Raw genomic sequence first — 17,878 nt, 5'->3', positions numbered from 1 at the left:
GATCAGGCGCCCAGGACACCGTGGCCCGAAATGTTCAGGTGGGCCAGATGAGCATGCGTCGCGTCAAAGGTCAGGCTAATTTCGCCGCCATGAGTCTTGGCAGAGCCCGAGGCAGCTTCGGCGTGACGGTATTCAAACCCGTTTGGCAGCTGAATTGACGCCCGGTGCGCCGCACCCGACACGATATGCGGAATCGGGCTGACTTCGACATCGAAGACGCCGTTCACCTTTGCAAACCCGGTGCGCTCGTCGCGGTTCCAGTTCAGCTCGATCGGAACGAAGAGCGTTTCATGTTTGGTCGGAGCCATAGCGCTGTAGACATACCAGAAGGTTGCCATTTCATCGGTATCTTCACCGGTCATGATGGCTTGCAGGGCCGCACGCTGATCAGCGCTGGCGCTGGCATCAATGATCAGTTGCATCTGACCGTTGCCCTCATGGATCGGGCCAGGCCAATAGTACACCCCAGCCGCCCTTACGCCCGCCAGATCTGTGTCCCCGTAGTGACCGCTTTCGATGTCGAATACGACGACGGCCTCGCAATTGCCATGTGTCGGAAGTACGCTGAACTGGCAAGGACAACCGAAGTTGCAGTTACAGTTGGCCAGCTCTTCGCCCTTAATGGTCCATTCAGTCATGATGCCCCCTAAACAAAATCAATCGTGCAAACCCTGCTTGCACGGTTGCTTGCCTGTTTATGGAGCCTCGAAGATCGAGCCGAAAAATGGCTTCTTTGGATTGTTGATGGCGCGGTAAGTATCACATATTCGAATTTCTGACAAATTAGACATGCGCTTGTGCGGGAATACGCCTGTTACATGTTCACTTGGTGAAACGAAGCCACCAATGCTCAGCTTTGCGCTAGCGTTAGGGCATCTGCTTTATCCGTGGATTTTTGAGTCGCAGATATCTGCTATATTGCAAAAACGCATTTTGAATATTGGGAGGATTGTTATGAGTTTCATGAAGGCACTGGCATCGGTCGCAGTTGGATTTGCTGCAGCAAAAGGCATGGAAAAGTACAAGCAAATGGGCGGGATGGCCGGTCTGCAAGATATGATGCAGGGCGCCGGGGGCGGCTTTGGCATGGATCAACTGGGCAAGATGGCAGAACAGTTCGGGATGCCGGGGGGTGCCGGTGGGCTGCAAGAGATAATTGGAAAGCTTGGCATGGCCAATCCGGCTGGGGCCGCAGGTCTTGGTGGGCTGATGAATGCCATGCAGGGGGCAGCAAAGTCAGGCAGCCAGCAGACCGCCGACATGATGGATACGGTATTCAAAGGCACACCCGGGGGCGCGGCGATGGAGGAGCAGGCCAAGCTGATGCTGCGCGCGATGATCCAGGCAGCCAAGGCGGACGGAGAGCTAGATGAGCAAGAGAAGGAAACCATTCTGGGCGAACTGGGTGATGACATCAGCGACGAAGAACGCGCCTTTGTCCAGGATCAGTTGAATGGCCCGATTGATGTGATCGGCCTGGCTGCTGATTCCGGTGCGCCATTGAAAGCGCAGGTCTATGCAACGTCTCTGGCGGCGATTCGTCTGGATAACCAGCGCGAGGCCTCTTACCTTGTTCAACTGGCCACTGCGCTGGGTTTATCTGATGCCGAACGCGACCAGATTCACACGTATATGGGCGCGCCGACACTTTCGACCTAGGCCTGATCCCTGATCAGCCGATCATGTGCCCAATTGCCCTTGACACGAGCCGTGCAAGGCGTAAAAGCGCACGCTCATAGGAATTCAACCGAAAGGCCCCTGCCTTTTCGGACGCAGGAGATAACCATGGCGAAGCCGACGACAATCAAGATCCGTCTGAACTCGACCGCGGGCACGGGCCACTTCTACGTGACCAAAAAGAACGCTCGCACCATGACCGAGAAAATGATCGTTCGTAAATACGATCCGGTTGCTCGGAAACATGTCGAGTACAAGGAAGGCAAGATCAAGTAATCTGCCGTCCAACTTGGACAGAATGGAAAAGGGTTTCGCTGATGCGGAACCCTTTTTCTTTGTGCATGCGGCTGGGTGAAATGCCCGGAATCAGGAATTGGCCGTTGCAGTGGCGCATCAGCGTAACGGCTATTCGGTTGGGCGGCGGGTTGCTTTTTGGAACCCCTTGGCCATACGCTTCAGCAAATCGTTCCAAAATGTTGGTCGCCATGAAAAAAATCTTGTTATCCACAATTGCCGTATTCACCCTTGCGGCTTGTGAAGACCCCTTTAATCGATCGGGCGTTGGCTTCACGGGCATCGATGGTGAGCCCCGGACCCTCTCGGATGTTCCCGGTGCGGTCTCGTTCCTTCCCGACGCCACGAATATTCCGGCGGAACTGGCTTTGTTGCCATCCATCCCGGTCGTAACGGATCAGACCGAGGCGGAAAAAATAGCCCGCGTCGCGATCGACAACGGTGGGCGCAGTGACACAAACTCAGTCGTTCTGACCGGTTCGGACATGAACCTGTTCTTAAGCACAGTCAGCGTGAACGGCACTTTGTTCGGAGTTCTTCGAACCGCAAACAACAGCACCCGCGTGGACAACGACATCGGCGCAGCCTTTGGCCAAAATGCCGAACAGTTTACCGGGTGCTTGCCTGCAGGTGACGTGTTCCGCAAGGGATCGTCGTCGCGCAGCTCGGGTTTTGCGGTTGCTCTGAACTGCAGCTGATCGAACCACGCAGTTACGAAATGAAAAGTCTCCACTGTCTCGGTGGAGGCTTTTTTGTTCTTGGCGACATAAGTCTGCGCCGCCTGTTTGCCGTCCCGGGCAGGATGCCATGCAGCGAGGCAAACAAAAAAAGCGGGCCAAATCTGGCCCGCCTTTGAAATCGAATTCCGGCTGTCTTATTCGCGGTTGCCGAACAGCTGCAGCAGGAACATGAACATGTTGATAAAGTCCAGGTACAGGCTCAGCGCGCCCATGATTGCGGCTTTACCCAACCATTCCTGGTCGCCCGAATGAGCCATCTGCAGGTAGGTGGTTTTGATCTTCTGCGTGTCATAGGCGGTCAGGCCAGCAAAGATCAGTACACCGATCACCGAGATCGCGTACATCATCGCGGGTGACTGCAGGAAGATGTTTACAACCATCGCCACGATCAGGCCAATAAGACCCATGATCAGGAAGGTACCCATTCCAGACAGGTCTTTCTTGGTCACGTAGCCATACAAGGACAGCCCAGCGAAGGCGATCGAAGTAATCAGGAACACCTGAATGATCGACATGCCTGTAAAGGCAATGAAAATCCAGCTGATCGATAGGCCCATCACCGCTGCGAATGCATAGAACACCAGCTGCGCAGCTGCGGCGGACAAGCGGTTGATGCCCGCGCTAAAGCCAAAGATGAACGCCAGCGGTGCAAACATGATCACCCAGCGCAGGGGCGACGTGTAGATCGCGGCACCCAGCGAAGTCAGATAGGTGCCCGAGTTGATTTGCCCGACCGCAGCCGACGGGTCCGTTGTGGTTGCAAGGCCGGAAATGGCCCAGGCCGCCATGAATGTAATCAGCATGCCCACAGACATCGTGCCGTAGACTTTGTTCATATGGGCGCGCAGGCCCTCGTCAATCTGGGCAGCGCGCGCACCGGTCGCCGTCCGGATCGTGTCAAATTGTGCCATTAAGGGTCTCCCTTTGCATATTTCTTGTCGGGCCATGATGTTGACCCCATTCCCCGCAAATATCGGCAAGTGCGGGCTGTGTTTCAAGGGTTTAACGGCCGAAACTGGCTAAAACACGCAACAAAAATGGCAGCCCGACGGTTCGCGCTGCCATTCACTGAGAAAAGGTGCGGTATCGAATCACTTTTGCCAGAACTCCGGCGCATCCCAAATGGATCGTGACGCCTCGGCTTCGGCCTGTTGGCGGGTGATACCGATGTCTTCCAGGGCGCGATCATCAAGTCTGGCAAGCGTTTTGCGCTGACGCAGAAGAGAGAGCGCATCCCGAAGCGAGGACAACAAAGAGCGACGCTGCGGTGTGCAGTGCTGTTTGATTGCAATTTGGGTCATATTTATTGTCCTTTCTCTGTTTCATGATGGTTGATCGTGTTTCCATCAACTTCCTTGATTTATATGGCGCAACATGTCACATTTTGAAAATGAATATTTATGAAGAGATGCATAAGGATTTGTGAACATGCGAAATCTGGATATCACCACGCTCCGTTCCTTCGTTGCCGTTGCTGACCAAGGCGGCGTCACACGGGCCGCCGGATTTCTGCATCTGACGCAATCCGCTGTGTCGATGCAGTTGAAGCGGTTGGAAGAACTGCTGGGCCTTGAATTATTGGACCGTAGTGGACGCACAATTGCATTGACTGCATCCGGTGAGCAGCTGCTGGCCTATGCCCGGCGCATGATCGTGCTGAATGACGAAGTGATCTCAAAGCTCACGGATCAGGCCTATGAAGGCGAGGTCGTTCTGGGCGTTCCGCATGATATCGTCTACCCGGCCATTCCGCGGGTCTTGCAGCGTTTCAATGCTGACTTCCCGCGGGTTCGAGTGCAACTGATTTCATCATATTCCCTTCAGCTGAAAGAAATGTTCAAGCGCGGCGAGTGCGATCTGATCCTGACAACCGAAGCCTCAGCCAGTGACGGATCTGAGACCGTCGCGGAACTGCCCTTACGGTGGATTGGGGCGCCAGGCGGGTCAGCATGGCGTAAGAACCCGATTCCGCTGGCTGTTGGGCGGCGATGCGCGTTTCGGCCCCAGATGATCTCGGCCCTTGATGCGGAAGGTATCCCGTGGGAACTGTCAGTCGAAACAGAAAACGACCGCACGATCGAGGCGACCGTCAGCGCGGATCTGGCTGTTCACGCGATGCTGGACGGGACCGAACCCGCACATCTTGAACAGATTGATACCGGAGGGGCATTGCCGGAACTGCCCGCCCACATGATCAATCTGTACGGAGGCGAGACCGGGCGCGGCGCCGTCGTCGAAGCGCTGGCTGCGCTGGTGCGTCAGAATTTTCGTATGCTGGGCAGTGCACCGCTCAAGGCTGTCGTGGGGTAAGCGCCCGTCAGGGAGTAATAACCACTTTGCCCGTGGCCACGCGATCGCGCAGCAACTGCATGCCTTCGTCGGCCTCGGCCAATGGAAGAACGTGGCTTATATGGGGCTTGATCCGACCATCGGCAAGCCAGCCGAACAGCGTGTCAAAGCTGTCCTGAACGATCTGCGGCCGGAATTTCAAATAGCCGCCGATGTAAAACCCAATCACTGTCAGGTTTTTCACCAACAGATGGTTGGCCGGAATTTGGGGGACGTCGCCACCCGCAAACCCGATGGGTAACAGACGCCCTTCGGGGTTGGTTGCCCGGAACGCGGCTTTGAAGACATCCCCTCCGACAGCGTCATAGACGACATCCGCGCCGCCCAGTTCCTTGACGCGTGCGCGCAAGTCTTCCGAGGCGTCGATCAGGTGATCCGCACCAGCCGCGCGGGCCACATCCAGTTTTTCCTGCCCGCGCGCATGGGCAATTACCGTCGCGCCCATCAGCTTGCCGATTTCGACGGCGGTAAGTCCAACCCCACCTGCGGCCCCGGTCACCAAAAGGGTCTCGCCCGGCCGCAGATGCGCCCGGTGATCCAGGGCGATGTGGCTTGTGCCGTAAGCGATCTGAATGGCCGCTGCATTTTCAAAGCTAATTGCGTCGGGCAGGGGTATCGCACGGCTCGCATCAAAAACGCCATATTCCGCCAGCCCACCCTGACCGGAATATACGGCCACGCGGTCCCCGACATTCAGGCGCGTAACACCGTTACCCAGCTTGTCGACAACGCCGGCAACCTCCATACCCAGCGTGAACGGAGCCTCGGGCGTGTCCTGATACGTACCCTTCTGCATTAGCAGGTCGGCAAAATTCAGTCCGCAGGCCTTGATCGCGATGCGCACCTGCCCTGTGCCGGGTTCGGGAGGGTCAATTTCAGCCAATTGGGCCGCGCTTCCCTGGGATTGAATCGTGAATGCCTGCATGATCGCGCTCCGTAATTTTGAGGCATAGATTCTTTTCAGCCAGGGTTTGTCAATCATTTCTCCGGGCGCATCGGTTGCATTCGGGTTTCCGACAGCGGGTGCAGTACGCATCGAAGCGTCAAAAACACACAACCTTAAATCTTTGTGACGGGAAACGGATTCAACCTTCTTGAAAAATTACCCAAATGCGGCAATATTGCGCTATGGTGCTGTTTTGGGGGTATGTTCCAAATTAGGGAGTGGTTAAGTGCGACTCGCTAGTGTTGCGATAAAAAGCAACGCGCGCCCCTAGTAGTTGTGTGTAAAAGAGGAGAATACCAATGACCCATCACGTCGATGTCCATGTGGGCAAGCGCGTCCGGCATCGCCGCTGGCTGATTGGCATGACCCAGCAGCAGTTGGCGCAGCAAGTTGGTATTAAGTTTCAACAAATTCAAAAGTATGAAACTGGGGCCAACCGGATCAGCGCGTCTCGCCTGTGGGACATTGCCGAGGCATTGGACGTTCCCGTCAGCTTTTTCTTTGAAGGTCTGGAAGAGGCCGAAAAAGAAACATCAGGTAAAAAGTCGGTTCCTGCCGATCTGATGGGGGACAAGGAAGCGCTGGACCTCGTGCGGTCCTATTACGCGATTCCCGAAAACCAACGTCGCCGCCTTTTTGAGCTGGCGCGGGTTCTTAGCGACGTCGCATAAATTAGCGGGTTGACTTCAAACCGTGCGCGCCTCACGGGTTACGCATGCAAGAGACCTCTCTAAGCGATCTGGAAGTTGCCGAAGAAATGGCCGACGCGGCGCGTGCGGCCATTCTTCCGTATTTCCGGCAAACTAATCTGGACACCACGAACAAATTGGATGATGGGTTTGACCCCGTCACTATAGCCGACCGAAACGCCGAAAAGGCGATGCGCGCGGTTCTGGCGCGCTATCGGCCCGAAGATGGCATTTTCGGCGAAGAGTTTGGTCGCGAAGAAGGCTCCAGCGGACGAACTTGGGTTCTGGACCCCATCGACGGTACCCGCGGTTTTATCAGCGGTACTCCGACTTGGGGGGTTCTGATTGCTCTCAGCACAACTGACGGCCCGATTATGGGGGTGATCGACCAACCCTATATCGGCGAACGGTTTGTGGGTTCGGCGGATATCGCGCAGGTCACCGGCCCATCCGGAACGGCACCGTTGAAGACACGCTCGACATCCGCCTTGGATCAGGCGGTTGTTTTTACGACCTTCCCAGAGGTTGGCACACCTGAGGACCGCGCAGGGTTCGAAGCGGTGGCCCGGCAAGCAAAGCTGACCCGTTATGGCATGGATTGTTATGCCTATGCGTTGGTGGCGGCGGGGCAGGTTGATCTGGTGATCGAATCCAGCCTGAACGCCTATGATATTCAGGCCCCCATTGCAGTGATAGAGGCTGCTGGTGGGGTTGTGACCGACTGGCGGGGCGGTCCGGCCCATAATGGCGGGCGGGCTCTGGCGGCGGCGAATCCCGAATTGCACGCGGTCGCACTGGAAATCCTGCGCAACTACTGAAACTGGTTGCCGCAATTTGGCCGGTCGGGTAGGTTCTACGCGGCTGGTTCTTATGCCCGTTTTCCGCCAGCCTTTGCACTTCTTGCATGAGACGGGCTGTTGCAGGAGGGCGAATTGACCGAAATCCTTATCAAAAATGCAGATACCATTCTGACGATGGATGACGCGCGGCAAGAGTTGTCAGGCGCAGACATTCTGATCGTGGGGGGGCAGATCGCGCAGATCGGCCACAACTTGCAAACCGACGGTGAGATCCACGATGCTGCGGGTTGTGTTGTGACGCCCGGGCTGGTGAATACCCATCACCATCTGTACCAAACCCTGACGCGGGCTGTGCCGGGCGGGCAGGATGCATTGCTGTTCGGATGGTTGCAGACACTCTATCCGATCTGGTCCCGTTTCGGGCCTGAAGAGATGTTTGTGTCGGCTCAGATCGGTCTGGCTGAATTGGCTCTGTCGGGCTGTACGCTCAGCTCTGACCACCTGTACCTTTACCCCAACGGCGCGCGCCTAGAGGATACGATCGCTGCCGCCGCCGAAATTGGTTTGCGGTTTCATCCGACTCGTGGAGCGATGAGTATCGGGGAAGGCGACGGCGGGTTGCCGCCAGATGCGTTGGTCGAGGTCGAATCCGAAATCCTCGACGACATGATCCGTGTGGTTGACGCGTTTCATGATCCATCCGATGGGGCGATGTGCCGGGTAGGGTTGGCGCCTTGCTCCCCGTTTTCCGTCAGCAGGGACCTGATGCGCGACACAGCAATCCTTGCGCGCGACAAGGGTGTGATGCTGCACACTCATCTGGCGGAAAATGATGAAGATATAGCGTATTCGCAGGCGCAGTTCGGGTGCCGCCCTGGTCAATATGCCGAAGATCTGGGTTGGACCGGATCAGACGTCTGGCACGCGCATTGCGTGAAACTGGACGGGGCCGAGATTGATCTTTTCGCCCGAACCCAAACGGGGGTGGCGCATTGCCCGTGCTCAAACTGCCGCTTGGGGTCCGGTATCGCACCGGTTCGAACCATGCGTGATCACGGGGTTCCGGTGGGTCTGGGCGCCGACGGTTCGGCCAGCAACGATAACGGCAGTCTGATCCTCGAGGCTCGACAGGCCATGCTGCTGCAGCGCGTTGCCAATGGTGCGGATGCGATGTCGTCACGCGAAGCGCTGGAAATCGCGACGCGCGGCGGAGCAGACGTGCTGAACCGCCCTGATTGTGGTCGGCTAGAGCCCGGAAAGCGCGCCGACATTGCCATATGGGACACGCGCGGCATCGAAAGCGCGGGCAGTTGGGACCCGGCCGCATTGCTGTTGGCCGGACCGATGAAGGTGAAACACCTGTTTGTTGAAGGCCGCCAGATCGTGCGCGACGGGCATGTCACGACGTTGGACCTGCCGCGCGTGATCGAACGGCAGACCCAATTGGCCCGCGATTTGCAGGCTTAGGAAGACACGCGGCGACCGGCGATCCAAACTTCCGCAATCGCCCGGTCGTCGCCCATCATGATCGTTGGAAAGATCGCCTCCCACAGATCATCGGAGCAGGCCTCACGCTGGGCAATTGCAGGGGTTGAGGCAAGGTCGAGAACGACCAGATCAGCCTCCATCCCCGGTGCGACATTGCCGATGCGATCATCCATCCGCAGCGTACGGGCCGAGCCAACCGTGCCCAGCCACAGCAGTTGTGCCGCGTGCAGCGGCGAGCCGCGCAGCTGCCCGATTTCATAGGCCGAGGCCATCGTGTGCAGCATTGAAAAGCTCGACCCGCCGCCGGTATCTGTTGCCAGACCAACCCGGTGCCCTTCGCGCATCAGTCCGTCCATGTCGAACAAGCCGGATCCGATAAAGGTGTTCGAGGTCGGGCAGTGGATCAACGAGGCATCAACCTCGCGCAGCCGGTCACGTTCGCGCGATTCCAGGTGGATAACGTGGCCGTAAACGCCATGCGAGCCCAGCAGCCCGAACTTTTCATAGGTATCCAGATAGTCTCGCGCATCAGGGAAAAGTTCACGAACCCATGAGATTTCGTCTGTCTGCTCGCTCAGGTGTGTTTGCATCAGGCAATGCGGGTGTTCGGCCCACAGTGCGCCCATCGCCTCAAGCTGCTCGGGCGTGGATGTGGGCGAGAACCGTGGTGTGATGGCGTAGGATATCCGGTCGACACCGTGCCATTTCTCAAGCAGCGCCTGCGATTGATCATAGGCCGTCTGCGGGGTATCCCGCAGCCCTTCGGGCGCGTTGCGATCCATGCAGGTTTTGCCTGCCACCACACGCTGCCGGCGTTGCTGCGCGGCTGTGAAGAATGCGTCGACGCTTTCGGGGTGGATGGTGCAGAAACTGCACATTGTTGTGGTGCCATGCGAGGCCGTCAGATCCAAATAACGGTTGGCGATCTCGGCTGCATAGTCGGGATTCCCGAACTTCATTTCCTCGGGGAAAGTATATGTGTTCAGCCAGTCGATCAGGCGCTTGCCCCAGCTGGCGATCATCGCGGTCTGTGGGTAATGGACATGCGCATCCACAAAGCCAGCCATGATCACGTGTTGACCGTGGTTTACAACTTCGGCATCGGGGTTCGCGGATATCAAGCTGTCGGCATCGCCGACTGCAGATATGCAGCCGTCTTCGATCAGGACCGCTTCGCTGATTGTCACAGCCTCTGTCGGCTCACCTTCGAATGGTGATCCGTTGAAGCTCAGGACACGCCCTTTCAGCAGCGTTTTTTGCGCCATTTCCGTTCATCTCCGCCTGTATGGGACTGCGAAACAGCATAGTGGGGCGAAACTTGTCGGTAAATCGGCGCATTGTCATTGTTTTCCGGTAGCTGCTTCTTCTAATTAGGGGTCAATGCGCGAACCAACCGGGGGCAGACATGACGACAGGCTATGATGAACCCGTAATCGATTCCGCAAGCGACGATGACGCCTATGCGCTGGATCGCCGGATGGTTGCCGCGATCCTGTATGCGGTTGATGTGGAAGATCGCGACAAACTGATCGAGCTGATGGAGCCGCTGCACCCTGCGGACATTGCCGACCTCCTTGAACAGATTAATCCCTATGACCGTGGGCGTTTGATCCGTCTTTACGACAAGGAATTCGATGGCGATATCTTATCCGAACTGGATGAGTCCGTCCGCGAAGAGGTTATCAGTGTCCTGCGCCCCGACGTTCTGGCCGACGCCGTGCGGGACATGGAAAGCGATGACGTTGTCGACCTGCTGGAAGACCTTGAAGAGCCGCAGCAAGAAGCCATCCTGGGCGCATTGGAAGATTCCGAACGGATCGCCGCGGAACAGGCGCTGTCCTATCCGGAAAACTCGGCCGGTCGCCTCATGCAGCGCGAGGTGGTCATGTCGCCCGAGCATTGGACCGTGGGGCAGACCATCGATTTCATGCGCGCCAATGATGACTTGCCGGAACAGTTCTATCACGTTGTTCTGGTTGATCCGCGGCTCAAACCGGTGGCACAGGTCACGCTGGGCAAGCTGATGGCAACCCGGCGCGAAGTGCCGTTGCACGACATCGCCGAAGAGGAATTTCACACCATCCCCGTCGATCAGGACGAAGAGGATGTGGCCTACGCCTTTAACCAGTACCACCTGATTTCCGCCCCGGTGGTTGATGCCGATGGGCGTTTGGTCGGCGTGATTACCATTGATGACGCCATGGTTGTTCTGGACGAAGAATACGAAGAGGACATGTTACGCCTTGCCGGTGTCAGCGACGAAAGCTCGCTGTCCGACAGTGTCGCCGCAACCAGTAGGCGGCGCTTGCCGTGGCTGGCTGTCAACCTGTGTACCGCAATATGCGCGTCACTGGTCATCTCGCAGTTCGAGGCGGCGATCAATCAGTTAGTGGCACTGGCAATCCTGATGCCAATCGTTGCCTCGATGGGGGGTAATGCCGGGACACAGTCGCTGACGGTTGCAGTGCGGGCGCTTGCAACGCGCGACCTGACCGGATCGAACGTGGCGCGCGTTATCCGGCGAGAATTGCTTGTGGGAGTGCTCAATGGTCTGTGCTTCGCGACCGTTTTGGGGACTGTCGGCATGATGTGGTTCGATTCACCCTTGCTGGGTGTCGTGATCGGCTCGGCCTTGGTCGTGAATATGGCGATCGCAGGCTTCGCAGGTACGGTAGTACCGGTTGTGCTGGATCGTCTGGGCATTGACCCGGCGCTGGCGTCAGGGACTTTCGTGACCACCACAACGGATGTCATGGGGTTCTTCATCTTTCTTGGGCTTGCCAGCGTGGTGCTTCTGTGACCGATCTGACTGAAATCAAGGCCGTCGCCCGTAAGGCGGCATTTGCGCGCCGGAAGGTTGCATTCGATGCGCGTTTGCCGGGTGCAGCCGGACGTTTGTCCGAAGTGCTTGCGGGGCATCGCGGCGTCCCGATGTCGGGGTACATGCCGATCCGCACCGAAATTGATCCTTTGCCTGCTATGGCCGAGGCCGCGGCTTATGGTCCGGTCGGTGTGCCAGTCATTCAGGCCGCCGGACAGGCGTTGCGGTTTTCGCGCTGGACGCCCGAGGGCGTGTTGAAAGACGGCCCGTTCGGCGCCAAGGTTCCCGAGATTGACGATTATTTTGACCCCGAGATTCTGGTTGTGCCGCTGGTTGCTTTTGACGCGCAAGGCGGAAGACTGGGATATGGCGGTGGCTTTTATGACCGCACGCTAGAGGGATTGCGCGCCAAGCGCCCCACACTGGCCATCGGCTTTGCCTTTGACGCACAAGAGGCCGAGGGGCTGCCGTTGGAACCCACGGATCAGACGTTGGATATGGTCATCACTGAAAGCCGAGTACTGACGTTCTCGGCCTGACCGCCTTAGGTCGGGCTGTTTTCGCGAAAGTACTCCCACGCGTCCACTTCTGTGCCATCGGGCAGGATGCAGATACCGATCTGGCCGCCTTCGCCATCTCGGATTTCGTAACGATTGCCGCTTTCAACGCAAAAGGTTGCTGCCGGGTTCGCCAGCTGGGTGGACGAGTCGTTTGAAGCAGGTTGGTCGCAAGCTGAAAGCGCGGTCAAACTGGCGGCGGTCAGAAGGGCAAGGCGCATGGGAAATCTCCTGCATAATGTGCTTTGGCGGTTTATTCTGCCAGCTTAACCACTTGTGCTTGAGAGATACCACACTTAGGACAGTTCGAATGAGGATACTTTTTCTGGGTGACGTGATGGGCCGCGCCGGACGCGCGGCCATTCAGCAACATTTGCCGCGTCTGCGCGACGAATGGCGGTTGGATTTTGTCGTGGTCAATGGCGAGAACGCATCAAACGGGATGGGTCTGACCGGGGATCACGCCAAGCTGCTGCTGGATGCCGGGGCCGATTGCCTGACACTGGGCGATCACGCGTTCGACCAGAAAGACATGTTGCAATTCATCGAAAGTGAACCCCGTATCGTGCGCCCGGTGAACTTTGCCAAGGGCGCGCCGGGCAGGGGCCACCGGTTGTACACCGCGCCGGGCGGGCGCAAGGTTCTGGTTGTTCAGGTGTTGGGGCAAGTCTTCATGAAACGCCCCTTTGATGATCCGTTCTCTACTATTGAACCAATCCTGAAGTCGCACCCGCGTGGCGGGCAAGCGCAGGCGATCATCGTCGATATGCATTGTGAAGCGACTTCCGAAAAGATGGCCATGGGCCACTATTGCGACAAACGCGCCAGCCTTGTTGTGGGCACGCATACGCATGTGCCAACCGCGGACGCGCAAATCCTGCCGGGTGGCACGGCATATCTGACGGATGCGGGCATGTGCGGCGATTATGACTCGGTCATCGGCATGGACAAGCTGGAACCGATGCGCCGGTTTATCACTGGCATGCCCAAGGCCCGGTTCACGCCGGCTAATGGCGAGGCCACGCTAAGTGGCGTGTTCGTTGAAACCGACGACCGGGACGGTCAGGCGAAATCTGTTCAAATGGTGCGCGTTGGCGGGCGGCTACAGCAAGCTGGCCCACAGTAAGGGCACGTCAGGCTTGCTCTGTCGCGCGCAATACGTGAAACTGCCTGACGGGCGCGTAAACCAGGCCAGGGTTCGGACAGAAAACCAAGAATGCAATTCCTTCAACTGACAGAAATGGGAAGCGCGATACTGGCGCTGTTGGTCGTTGCAGGCATGTTCATCATGTTCCTGCGCGAATCCTATCCGACTGAAGTGGTCGCAATTGGTGGCGTGGCCGTGATGCTGGTGACGGGCATTCTGCCCTATCAAAGCGCACTTGCCGTTCTGTCAAACCCGGCCCCTTGGACGATTGCCGCGATGTTCATCATCATGGGAGCATTGGTGCGTACCGGAGCACTGGACGCATTCACATCGACCGCGCAAAAACAGGCACAGGTAAGTCCCAAGGTCGCAATCGCGACGCTGATGGCCTTTGTTGTCTTTGCCTCGGCGGTGGTTTCAAACACGCCTGTCGTGGTCGTCATGATCCCCGTATTTGTTCAGATCGCGCGAACGCTGAACGTGTCGGCCTCGAAACTGCTGATCCCGCTTAGTTATGCGGCCATTCTGGGTGGTACGCTGACCCTGATCGGGACCTCGACCAACCTGTTGGTTGATGGTGTCGCGCGGGCCCAGGGGATGACCCCGTTTACGATATTCGAGGTCACACCCTTGGGCATCGCGCTGGTCATTTACGGCATGTTCTACCTGCGGTTTGTCGCGCCGCGCCTGCTGCCGGAACGGGACAGCATGGCGACAATGCTTAGCGATCGGTCGAAGATGAAGTTCTTTACCGAGGCTGTCATTCCCCCCGACAGCAACCTGATCGGACGTGAGGTGACGGGCGTGCAGCTGTTCAAACGTCCTGGCGTGCGCCTGATCGACGTCGTGCGCGGCGACGAGTCACTTCGGCGCAACCTCAAGGGCGTCGCTTTGAAAGTTGGCGACCGTGTCGTTCTTCGGACTGAGATGACGGAACTGCTGAGCCTGCAAACCAACAAGGAACTCAAGCGTGTTGATCAGGTCTCGGCGGTTGAGACGAAAACGGTCGAGGTGCTGATCACTCCGGGTTGCCGCATGGTGGGGCGGACGTTGGGCGCGATGCGTTTACGCCGCCGTTATGGCGTCTATGTGCTGGCGGTGCATCGGAGAAACCAGAATATCGGGCGGCAATTGGATGATCTGGTCGTGCGGGTCGGTGACACGCTGCTGCTGGAGGGTTCACCTGCAGATATCCGGAAACTGGCTGCTGATATGGATATGGTCGATGTGACCCAACCTTCGGCCCGCGCATTCCGCCGCAGCCACGCGCCGATTGCCATCGGGGCGCTAACCGGGATCGTTGTGCTGGCCGCGCTGGGCGTTGCGCCCATCCTGCTGCTGTCGATCCTGGCTGTTGCGGTAGTTTTGATTACGCGCTGCATCGACGCGGATGAGGCGTTTTCCTTCGTCGAAGGAAGATTGCTGGCCCTCATCTTCTCGATGCTGGCCATAGGCGCGGCCCTGGACAAATCAGGTGCAGTTTCCTTAATTGTCGAAGCCGTGGCGCCGGGTCTTGGTGCCCTGCCGCCATTCCTGATCATCTGGGCGGTCTATTTGCTGACCTCTGTGCTGACAGAGCTGGTGTCGAATAACGCCGTGGCAGTTGTGGTGACGCCGATTGCCATCGGTTTGGCGCAGGCCGTGGGCGTTGATCCGCGTCCTCTGGTGGTGGCGGTCATGGTGGCAGCCTCGGCTTCATTTGCGACGCCGATCGGATATCAGACCAACATGATGGTTTACGGCCCCGGTGGGTACAGGTTCACAGATTTTCTGAAGGTTGGCGTGCCGCTGAATCTGACTGTGGGTTTGCTGGCTTCGCTGTTGATCCCTCTGATCTGGCCGCTTTGAGTTCGGCACGGAACCGCTGGTTTTCCGGCGAAGTCCTTGTAAAATCAAAACCTCATACAATGTTTTGAATAAGTGATTTTGCGAAAAGGAGCACGCCAATGCTCAAGACCGGATATACTGCGCTTACGGTTGCGGCCACATCAGTCCTGCTGAGCGGCGCGGCCATCGGCGGAACGATCGAAGGCACTGCAGCATATCGCGAGCGTATCGCCGTACCTCCGGATGCGACGCTTTACGTGCAATTGCAAGACGTCTCGCGCGCGGACGCACCGTCGGTGACCCTGTCGGCAAAGCGCTACGCGCTGACCGGAGTGCCAGCACAATTCGAGCTGAGCTATGACGACGCCCTTATTCAAGAGGGGATGCGCTACGTGGTGCGAGGTTCGATCTTTCAGGGCGACAAGCTGTTGTTCACAACCGATACTGCCTACCCTGTTCTGACGAATGGGGCCGGGAACACGACCGATCTGATGCTGGTCAAAGTACAACCGCCCGGGGCAGCCGTGCTGGAGAACACCAACTGGACTGCAACCGGCCTGAATGGCGCAGCACTTGAGACCGAAAGGCGCCCCGCGCTTTCATTCGCCAATGATGGCGCGTTCTCAGGCAGCGGTGGATGTAACCGGTTTTCTGGCCAAGCCGAGATTGCGGGCAACAATATTGAATTCCCCGACAACATGGCTGCCACCCTAATGGCCTGTCCACCCCCACTGGATGAAGTTGAGCGGCAATTTTTCAAAGCCCTACAAGGGGTGACAGCATATGCGTTCAAAGGCGATACGCTGGTGTTGCTGGACAGTGCTGGGCAATCCGTCGTTCAGTTTGCCCGTGAACAGTAGGGTTTGAAGGGGCCGTCACGCGACGGCCCTTGACCGTCCTGCATTGCGGCCGGAGAAAATGCAGCCGCCCAGGAATGAACCTTCGAGCGCGTTGTAGCCGTGATAGCCACCGCCGCCAAAACCCGCGACCTCTCCGGCTGCGAATAGGCCGGGAATGACCTTGCCGTCTGCGCCCACCATCTGACTGTCCAGATTGGTCTGAAGCCCACCCAGCGTTTTGCGCGTCAGCACGTGCAGTTTTACCGCGATCAGCGGGCCATTGGCCGGATCAAGGAACTTGTGCGGCTTGGCGGTTCGGATCAGTTTGTCACCACGGTAGTTGCGCGCGGCCAGAATGGCGGCCATCTGCGCATCCTTGGTGAACGGGTTGTCGATCTGGGAATCTCGCGCCTCGATCTGGGCGCGTAGATGCGCCTCATCGATCAGCCCTCCGCCCAGATGGTTCATGCCGTTAACAAGCTCGGTCAGGGTATTGGCGACGATGAAGTCTTCGCCGTGCTCCTTGAACGCCTCGACCGGAGCGGTGGCCTTGGACCCGGTCAGAATGCGTTGGAACAGAACCTCTTTCCATCCACCGTCCGTCATGTCGGGGTTCTGTTCAGACCCGGACAGAGCGAACTCTTTTTTGATTACCTTCTGGGTCAGGACGAACCAGCTGTATTCATGGCCGGTTTTCAGGATTTCCTTCAGCGTCCCCAATGTATCAAAACCCGGCAGGCACGGCGGTTTCAACCGGTTGCCTTCAGCGTCGAACCACATTGAGCTTGGGCCGGGCAGTATGCGAATACCGTGCGATGGCCAGATCGGATTCCAGTTACGCACGCCTTCGGTGTAATGCCACATCCGGTCGCCGTTGATCACATGACCGCCAGCCTTTTCGCTGATGCCGATCATGCGGCCATCGACGTGGAATGGCACGCCTGCGACCATGTCCTTCGGCGGCTCGCCCAGACGGTCGCGTGGCCAGCTTTTGCGGACCATTTCAAAGTTGCCTCCGATGCCACCTGACGTGACGATGACGGCTGGGGCGTAAAACTCGAACTCGCCGACCTCATCACGGTTGGTCTTGGCGCCGTGGGGTGCGGTGTCGTCTGCCAGAACTTCGCCCGAGACGCCTTTGGCAGCGCTGTTCTGCATGATGATGTGGCTGACTTGATGGCGGAATTTAAGCTCGATCAACCCGTTGCTGACATGGTCACGCACCCGGCGTTTAAAATGTTCCAGAACACCTGGGCCGGTGCCCCAGGTGATATGAAAGCGGGGCACAGAATTGCCGTGACCATCCGCATATGATCCACCGCGTTCGGCCCAGCCGACAATCGGAAACCAGCGCAGGCCCATGTCATGCAGCCAAGGGCGCATCTCGCCAGCGGCAAATTCAACATAGGCCTCGGCCCATTTGCGGGGCCATGCGTCCTCGTCACGATCGAACTGCGCGCTGCCCATCCAGTCTCGCAAGGCAAGGTCGTAGCTGTCCTTGATGCCCATGCGCCGCTGTTCCGGCGTGTCGACCATGAATAGGCCGCCGAGACTCCAAAACGCCTGACCACCTAGGAAATGCGCGGGCTCCTGGTCGACCACGATCACCTTCTTGCCACGGTCGCCCAGTTCGGCAGCTGCGGCCAACCCGGCAAGCCCGGCCCCCACGACGATGGCATCAGCAGTATTGTTGGTCATGTCACG

20 protein-coding genes are annotated in these 17,878 nt (G+C 57.9%); 12 read left to right on the top strand and 8 right to left on the bottom strand.

The genetic code is table 11. From position 1 onward, the window contains the following. Window positions 1-2: 2 nt before the first annotated feature. Complete coding sequence (locus AC2FLJ_RS05285) at window positions 3-638, bottom strand: DUF1326 domain-containing protein (RefSeq protein WP_282168890.1); 636 nt, start codon at window positions 636-638, stop codon at window positions 3-5. A 316-nt stretch (window positions 639-954) separates the two neighbouring features. On the opposite strand from AC2FLJ_RS05285, the gene AC2FLJ_RS05280 reads away from it, so the two are divergent. Both AC2FLJ_RS05280 and rpmG read left to right on the top strand, forming a co-directional pair. Beyond that, entirely contained in the window at window positions 955-1,659 is a 705-nt protein-coding gene (locus AC2FLJ_RS05280; protein WP_058275625.1) for a DUF533 domain-containing protein, read from the top strand. Between the two features lie 126 nt (window positions 1,660-1,785). Further along, window positions 1,786-1,953: a 50S ribosomal protein L33 gene (rpmG, locus tag AC2FLJ_RS05275; RefSeq protein ID WP_058275626.1), complete on the top strand. Its 168-nt coding sequence runs from the start codon at window positions 1,786-1,788 to the stop codon at window positions 1,951-1,953. On the opposite strand, the gene AC2FLJ_RS05270 is transcribed toward rpmG, so the two are convergent. Further along, a complete protein-coding gene (locus tag AC2FLJ_RS05270) occupies window positions 1,946-2,185 on the bottom strand; it encodes a hypothetical protein (protein ID WP_496696038.1) in 240 nt (79 codons plus the stop codon). The two genes, rpmG and AC2FLJ_RS05270, sit on opposite strands and share 8 nt — an antisense overlap. On the opposite strand from AC2FLJ_RS05270, the gene AC2FLJ_RS05265 reads away from it, so the two are divergent. Continuing rightward, complete coding sequence (locus AC2FLJ_RS05265; protein ID WP_496704698.1) at window positions 2,175-2,669, top strand: hypothetical protein; 495 nt, start codon at window positions 2,175-2,177, stop codon at window positions 2,667-2,669. The genes AC2FLJ_RS05270 and AC2FLJ_RS05265 overlap by 11 nt on opposite strands. Window positions 2,670-2,845: 176 nt before the next feature. On the opposite strand, the gene AC2FLJ_RS05260 is transcribed toward AC2FLJ_RS05265, so the two are convergent. Next, complete coding sequence (locus AC2FLJ_RS05260; RefSeq protein ID WP_282119061.1) at window positions 2,846-3,622, bottom strand: Bax inhibitor-1/YccA family protein; 777 nt, start codon at window positions 3,620-3,622, stop codon at window positions 2,846-2,848. A 180-nt stretch (window positions 3,623-3,802) separates the two neighbouring features. Then, complete coding sequence (locus tag AC2FLJ_RS05255; protein ID WP_282119062.1) at window positions 3,803-4,012, bottom strand: DUF1127 domain-containing protein; 210 nt, start codon at window positions 4,010-4,012, stop codon at window positions 3,803-3,805. 127 nt (window positions 4,013-4,139) lie between these two features. Here AC2FLJ_RS05255 and AC2FLJ_RS05250 point away from each other — a divergent pair, with 127 nt between their 5' ends. Next, window positions 4,140-5,021 (top strand): LysR family transcriptional regulator, encoded by an 882-nt coding sequence (locus tag AC2FLJ_RS05250; RefSeq protein ID WP_496696037.1) that lies wholly within the window; start codon window positions 4,140-4,142, stop codon window positions 5,019-5,021. A gap of 7 nt (window positions 5,022-5,028) precedes the next feature. Here the strand turns inward: AC2FLJ_RS05250 and AC2FLJ_RS05245 are convergent, their stop codons facing one another. After that, a complete protein-coding gene (locus AC2FLJ_RS05245) occupies window positions 5,029-5,985 on the bottom strand; it encodes an NADPH:quinone oxidoreductase family protein (protein WP_496704696.1) in 957 nt (318 codons plus the stop codon). 320 nt (window positions 5,986-6,305) lie between these two features. On the opposite strand from AC2FLJ_RS05245, the gene AC2FLJ_RS05240 reads away from it, so the two are divergent. From AC2FLJ_RS05240 to AC2FLJ_RS05230, 3 genes are all read left to right on the top strand, one after another. Further along, the gene (locus AC2FLJ_RS05240) at window positions 6,306-6,677 is read left to right on the top strand and encodes a helix-turn-helix domain-containing protein (RefSeq protein WP_058275630.1); all 372 of its coding nucleotides are present in this window, start codon (window positions 6,306-6,308) and stop codon (window positions 6,675-6,677) included. A 44-nt stretch (window positions 6,678-6,721) separates the two neighbouring features. Continuing rightward, window positions 6,722-7,513 (top strand): histidinol-phosphatase, encoded by a 792-nt coding sequence (hisN, locus tag AC2FLJ_RS05235; RefSeq protein ID WP_496696033.1) that lies wholly within the window; start codon window positions 6,722-6,724, stop codon window positions 7,511-7,513. Between the two features lie 114 nt (window positions 7,514-7,627). Continuing rightward, window positions 7,628-8,962, top strand: coding sequence for an 8-oxoguanine deaminase (locus AC2FLJ_RS05230; protein WP_496704693.1), 1,335 nt, complete (start codon window positions 7,628-7,630; stop codon window positions 8,960-8,962). Here AC2FLJ_RS05230 and guaD read toward each other — a convergent pair. Beyond that, window positions 8,959-10,248 carry a guanine deaminase gene (gene guaD / locus AC2FLJ_RS05225; protein ID WP_496704691.1) on the bottom strand — a complete coding sequence of 430 codons (1,290 nt, stop codon included), beginning with the start codon at window positions 10,246-10,248 and terminating at the stop codon, window positions 8,959-8,961. The two genes, AC2FLJ_RS05230 and guaD, sit on opposite strands and share 4 nt — an antisense overlap. Before the next feature lie 140 nt (window positions 10,249-10,388). Between guaD and mgtE the strand changes: the two genes are divergently transcribed. Continuing rightward, complete coding sequence (gene mgtE, locus AC2FLJ_RS05220) at window positions 10,389-11,783, top strand: magnesium transporter (protein ID WP_496704689.1); 1,395 nt, start codon at window positions 10,389-10,391, stop codon at window positions 11,781-11,783. Continuing rightward, a complete protein-coding gene (locus AC2FLJ_RS05215; RefSeq protein ID WP_472723206.1) occupies window positions 11,780-12,343 on the top strand; it encodes a 5-formyltetrahydrofolate cyclo-ligase in 564 nt (187 codons plus the stop codon). The genes mgtE and AC2FLJ_RS05215 overlap by 4 nt, the downstream gene beginning before the upstream one ends. Before the next feature lie 5 nt (window positions 12,344-12,348). Here the strand turns inward: AC2FLJ_RS05215 and AC2FLJ_RS05210 are convergent, their stop codons facing one another. Then, window positions 12,349-12,582, bottom strand: a complete 234-nt coding sequence (locus tag AC2FLJ_RS05210) for a putative hemolysin (RefSeq protein ID WP_058275635.1) — start codon at window positions 12,580-12,582, stop codon at window positions 12,349-12,351. Between the two features lie 89 nt (window positions 12,583-12,671). On the opposite strand from AC2FLJ_RS05210, the gene AC2FLJ_RS05205 reads away from it, so the two are divergent. From AC2FLJ_RS05205 to AC2FLJ_RS05195, 3 genes are all read left to right on the top strand, one after another. Continuing rightward, window positions 12,672-13,487 (top strand): TIGR00282 family metallophosphoesterase, encoded by an 816-nt coding sequence (locus AC2FLJ_RS05205; protein ID WP_496704687.1) that lies wholly within the window; start codon window positions 12,672-12,674, stop codon window positions 13,485-13,487. Between the two features lie 90 nt (window positions 13,488-13,577). Next, on the top strand, window positions 13,578-15,356 hold the full coding sequence (locus AC2FLJ_RS05200; protein WP_496704685.1) for an SLC13 family permease: 1,779 nt from the start codon (window positions 13,578-13,580) through the stop codon (window positions 15,354-15,356). Between the two features lie 98 nt (window positions 15,357-15,454). Further along, on the top strand, window positions 15,455-16,195 hold the full coding sequence (locus AC2FLJ_RS05195) for a YbaY family lipoprotein (RefSeq protein ID WP_496696020.1): 741 nt from the start codon (window positions 15,455-15,457) through the stop codon (window positions 16,193-16,195). Between the two features lie 15 nt (window positions 16,196-16,210). Here AC2FLJ_RS05195 and AC2FLJ_RS05190 read toward each other — a convergent pair whose 3' ends face one another. Then, window positions 16,211-17,872: an FAD-binding dehydrogenase gene (locus AC2FLJ_RS05190; RefSeq protein ID WP_496704683.1), complete on the bottom strand. Its 1,662-nt coding sequence runs from the start codon at window positions 17,870-17,872 to the stop codon at window positions 16,211-16,213. Between the last annotated feature and the right edge of the window lie 6 nt (window positions 17,873-17,878).

The sequence above is a fragment of the Ruegeria sp. CDSA034 genome (genome assembly GCF_059612275.1).
This window is presented reverse-complemented; position numbering and strand designations above follow the sequence as displayed.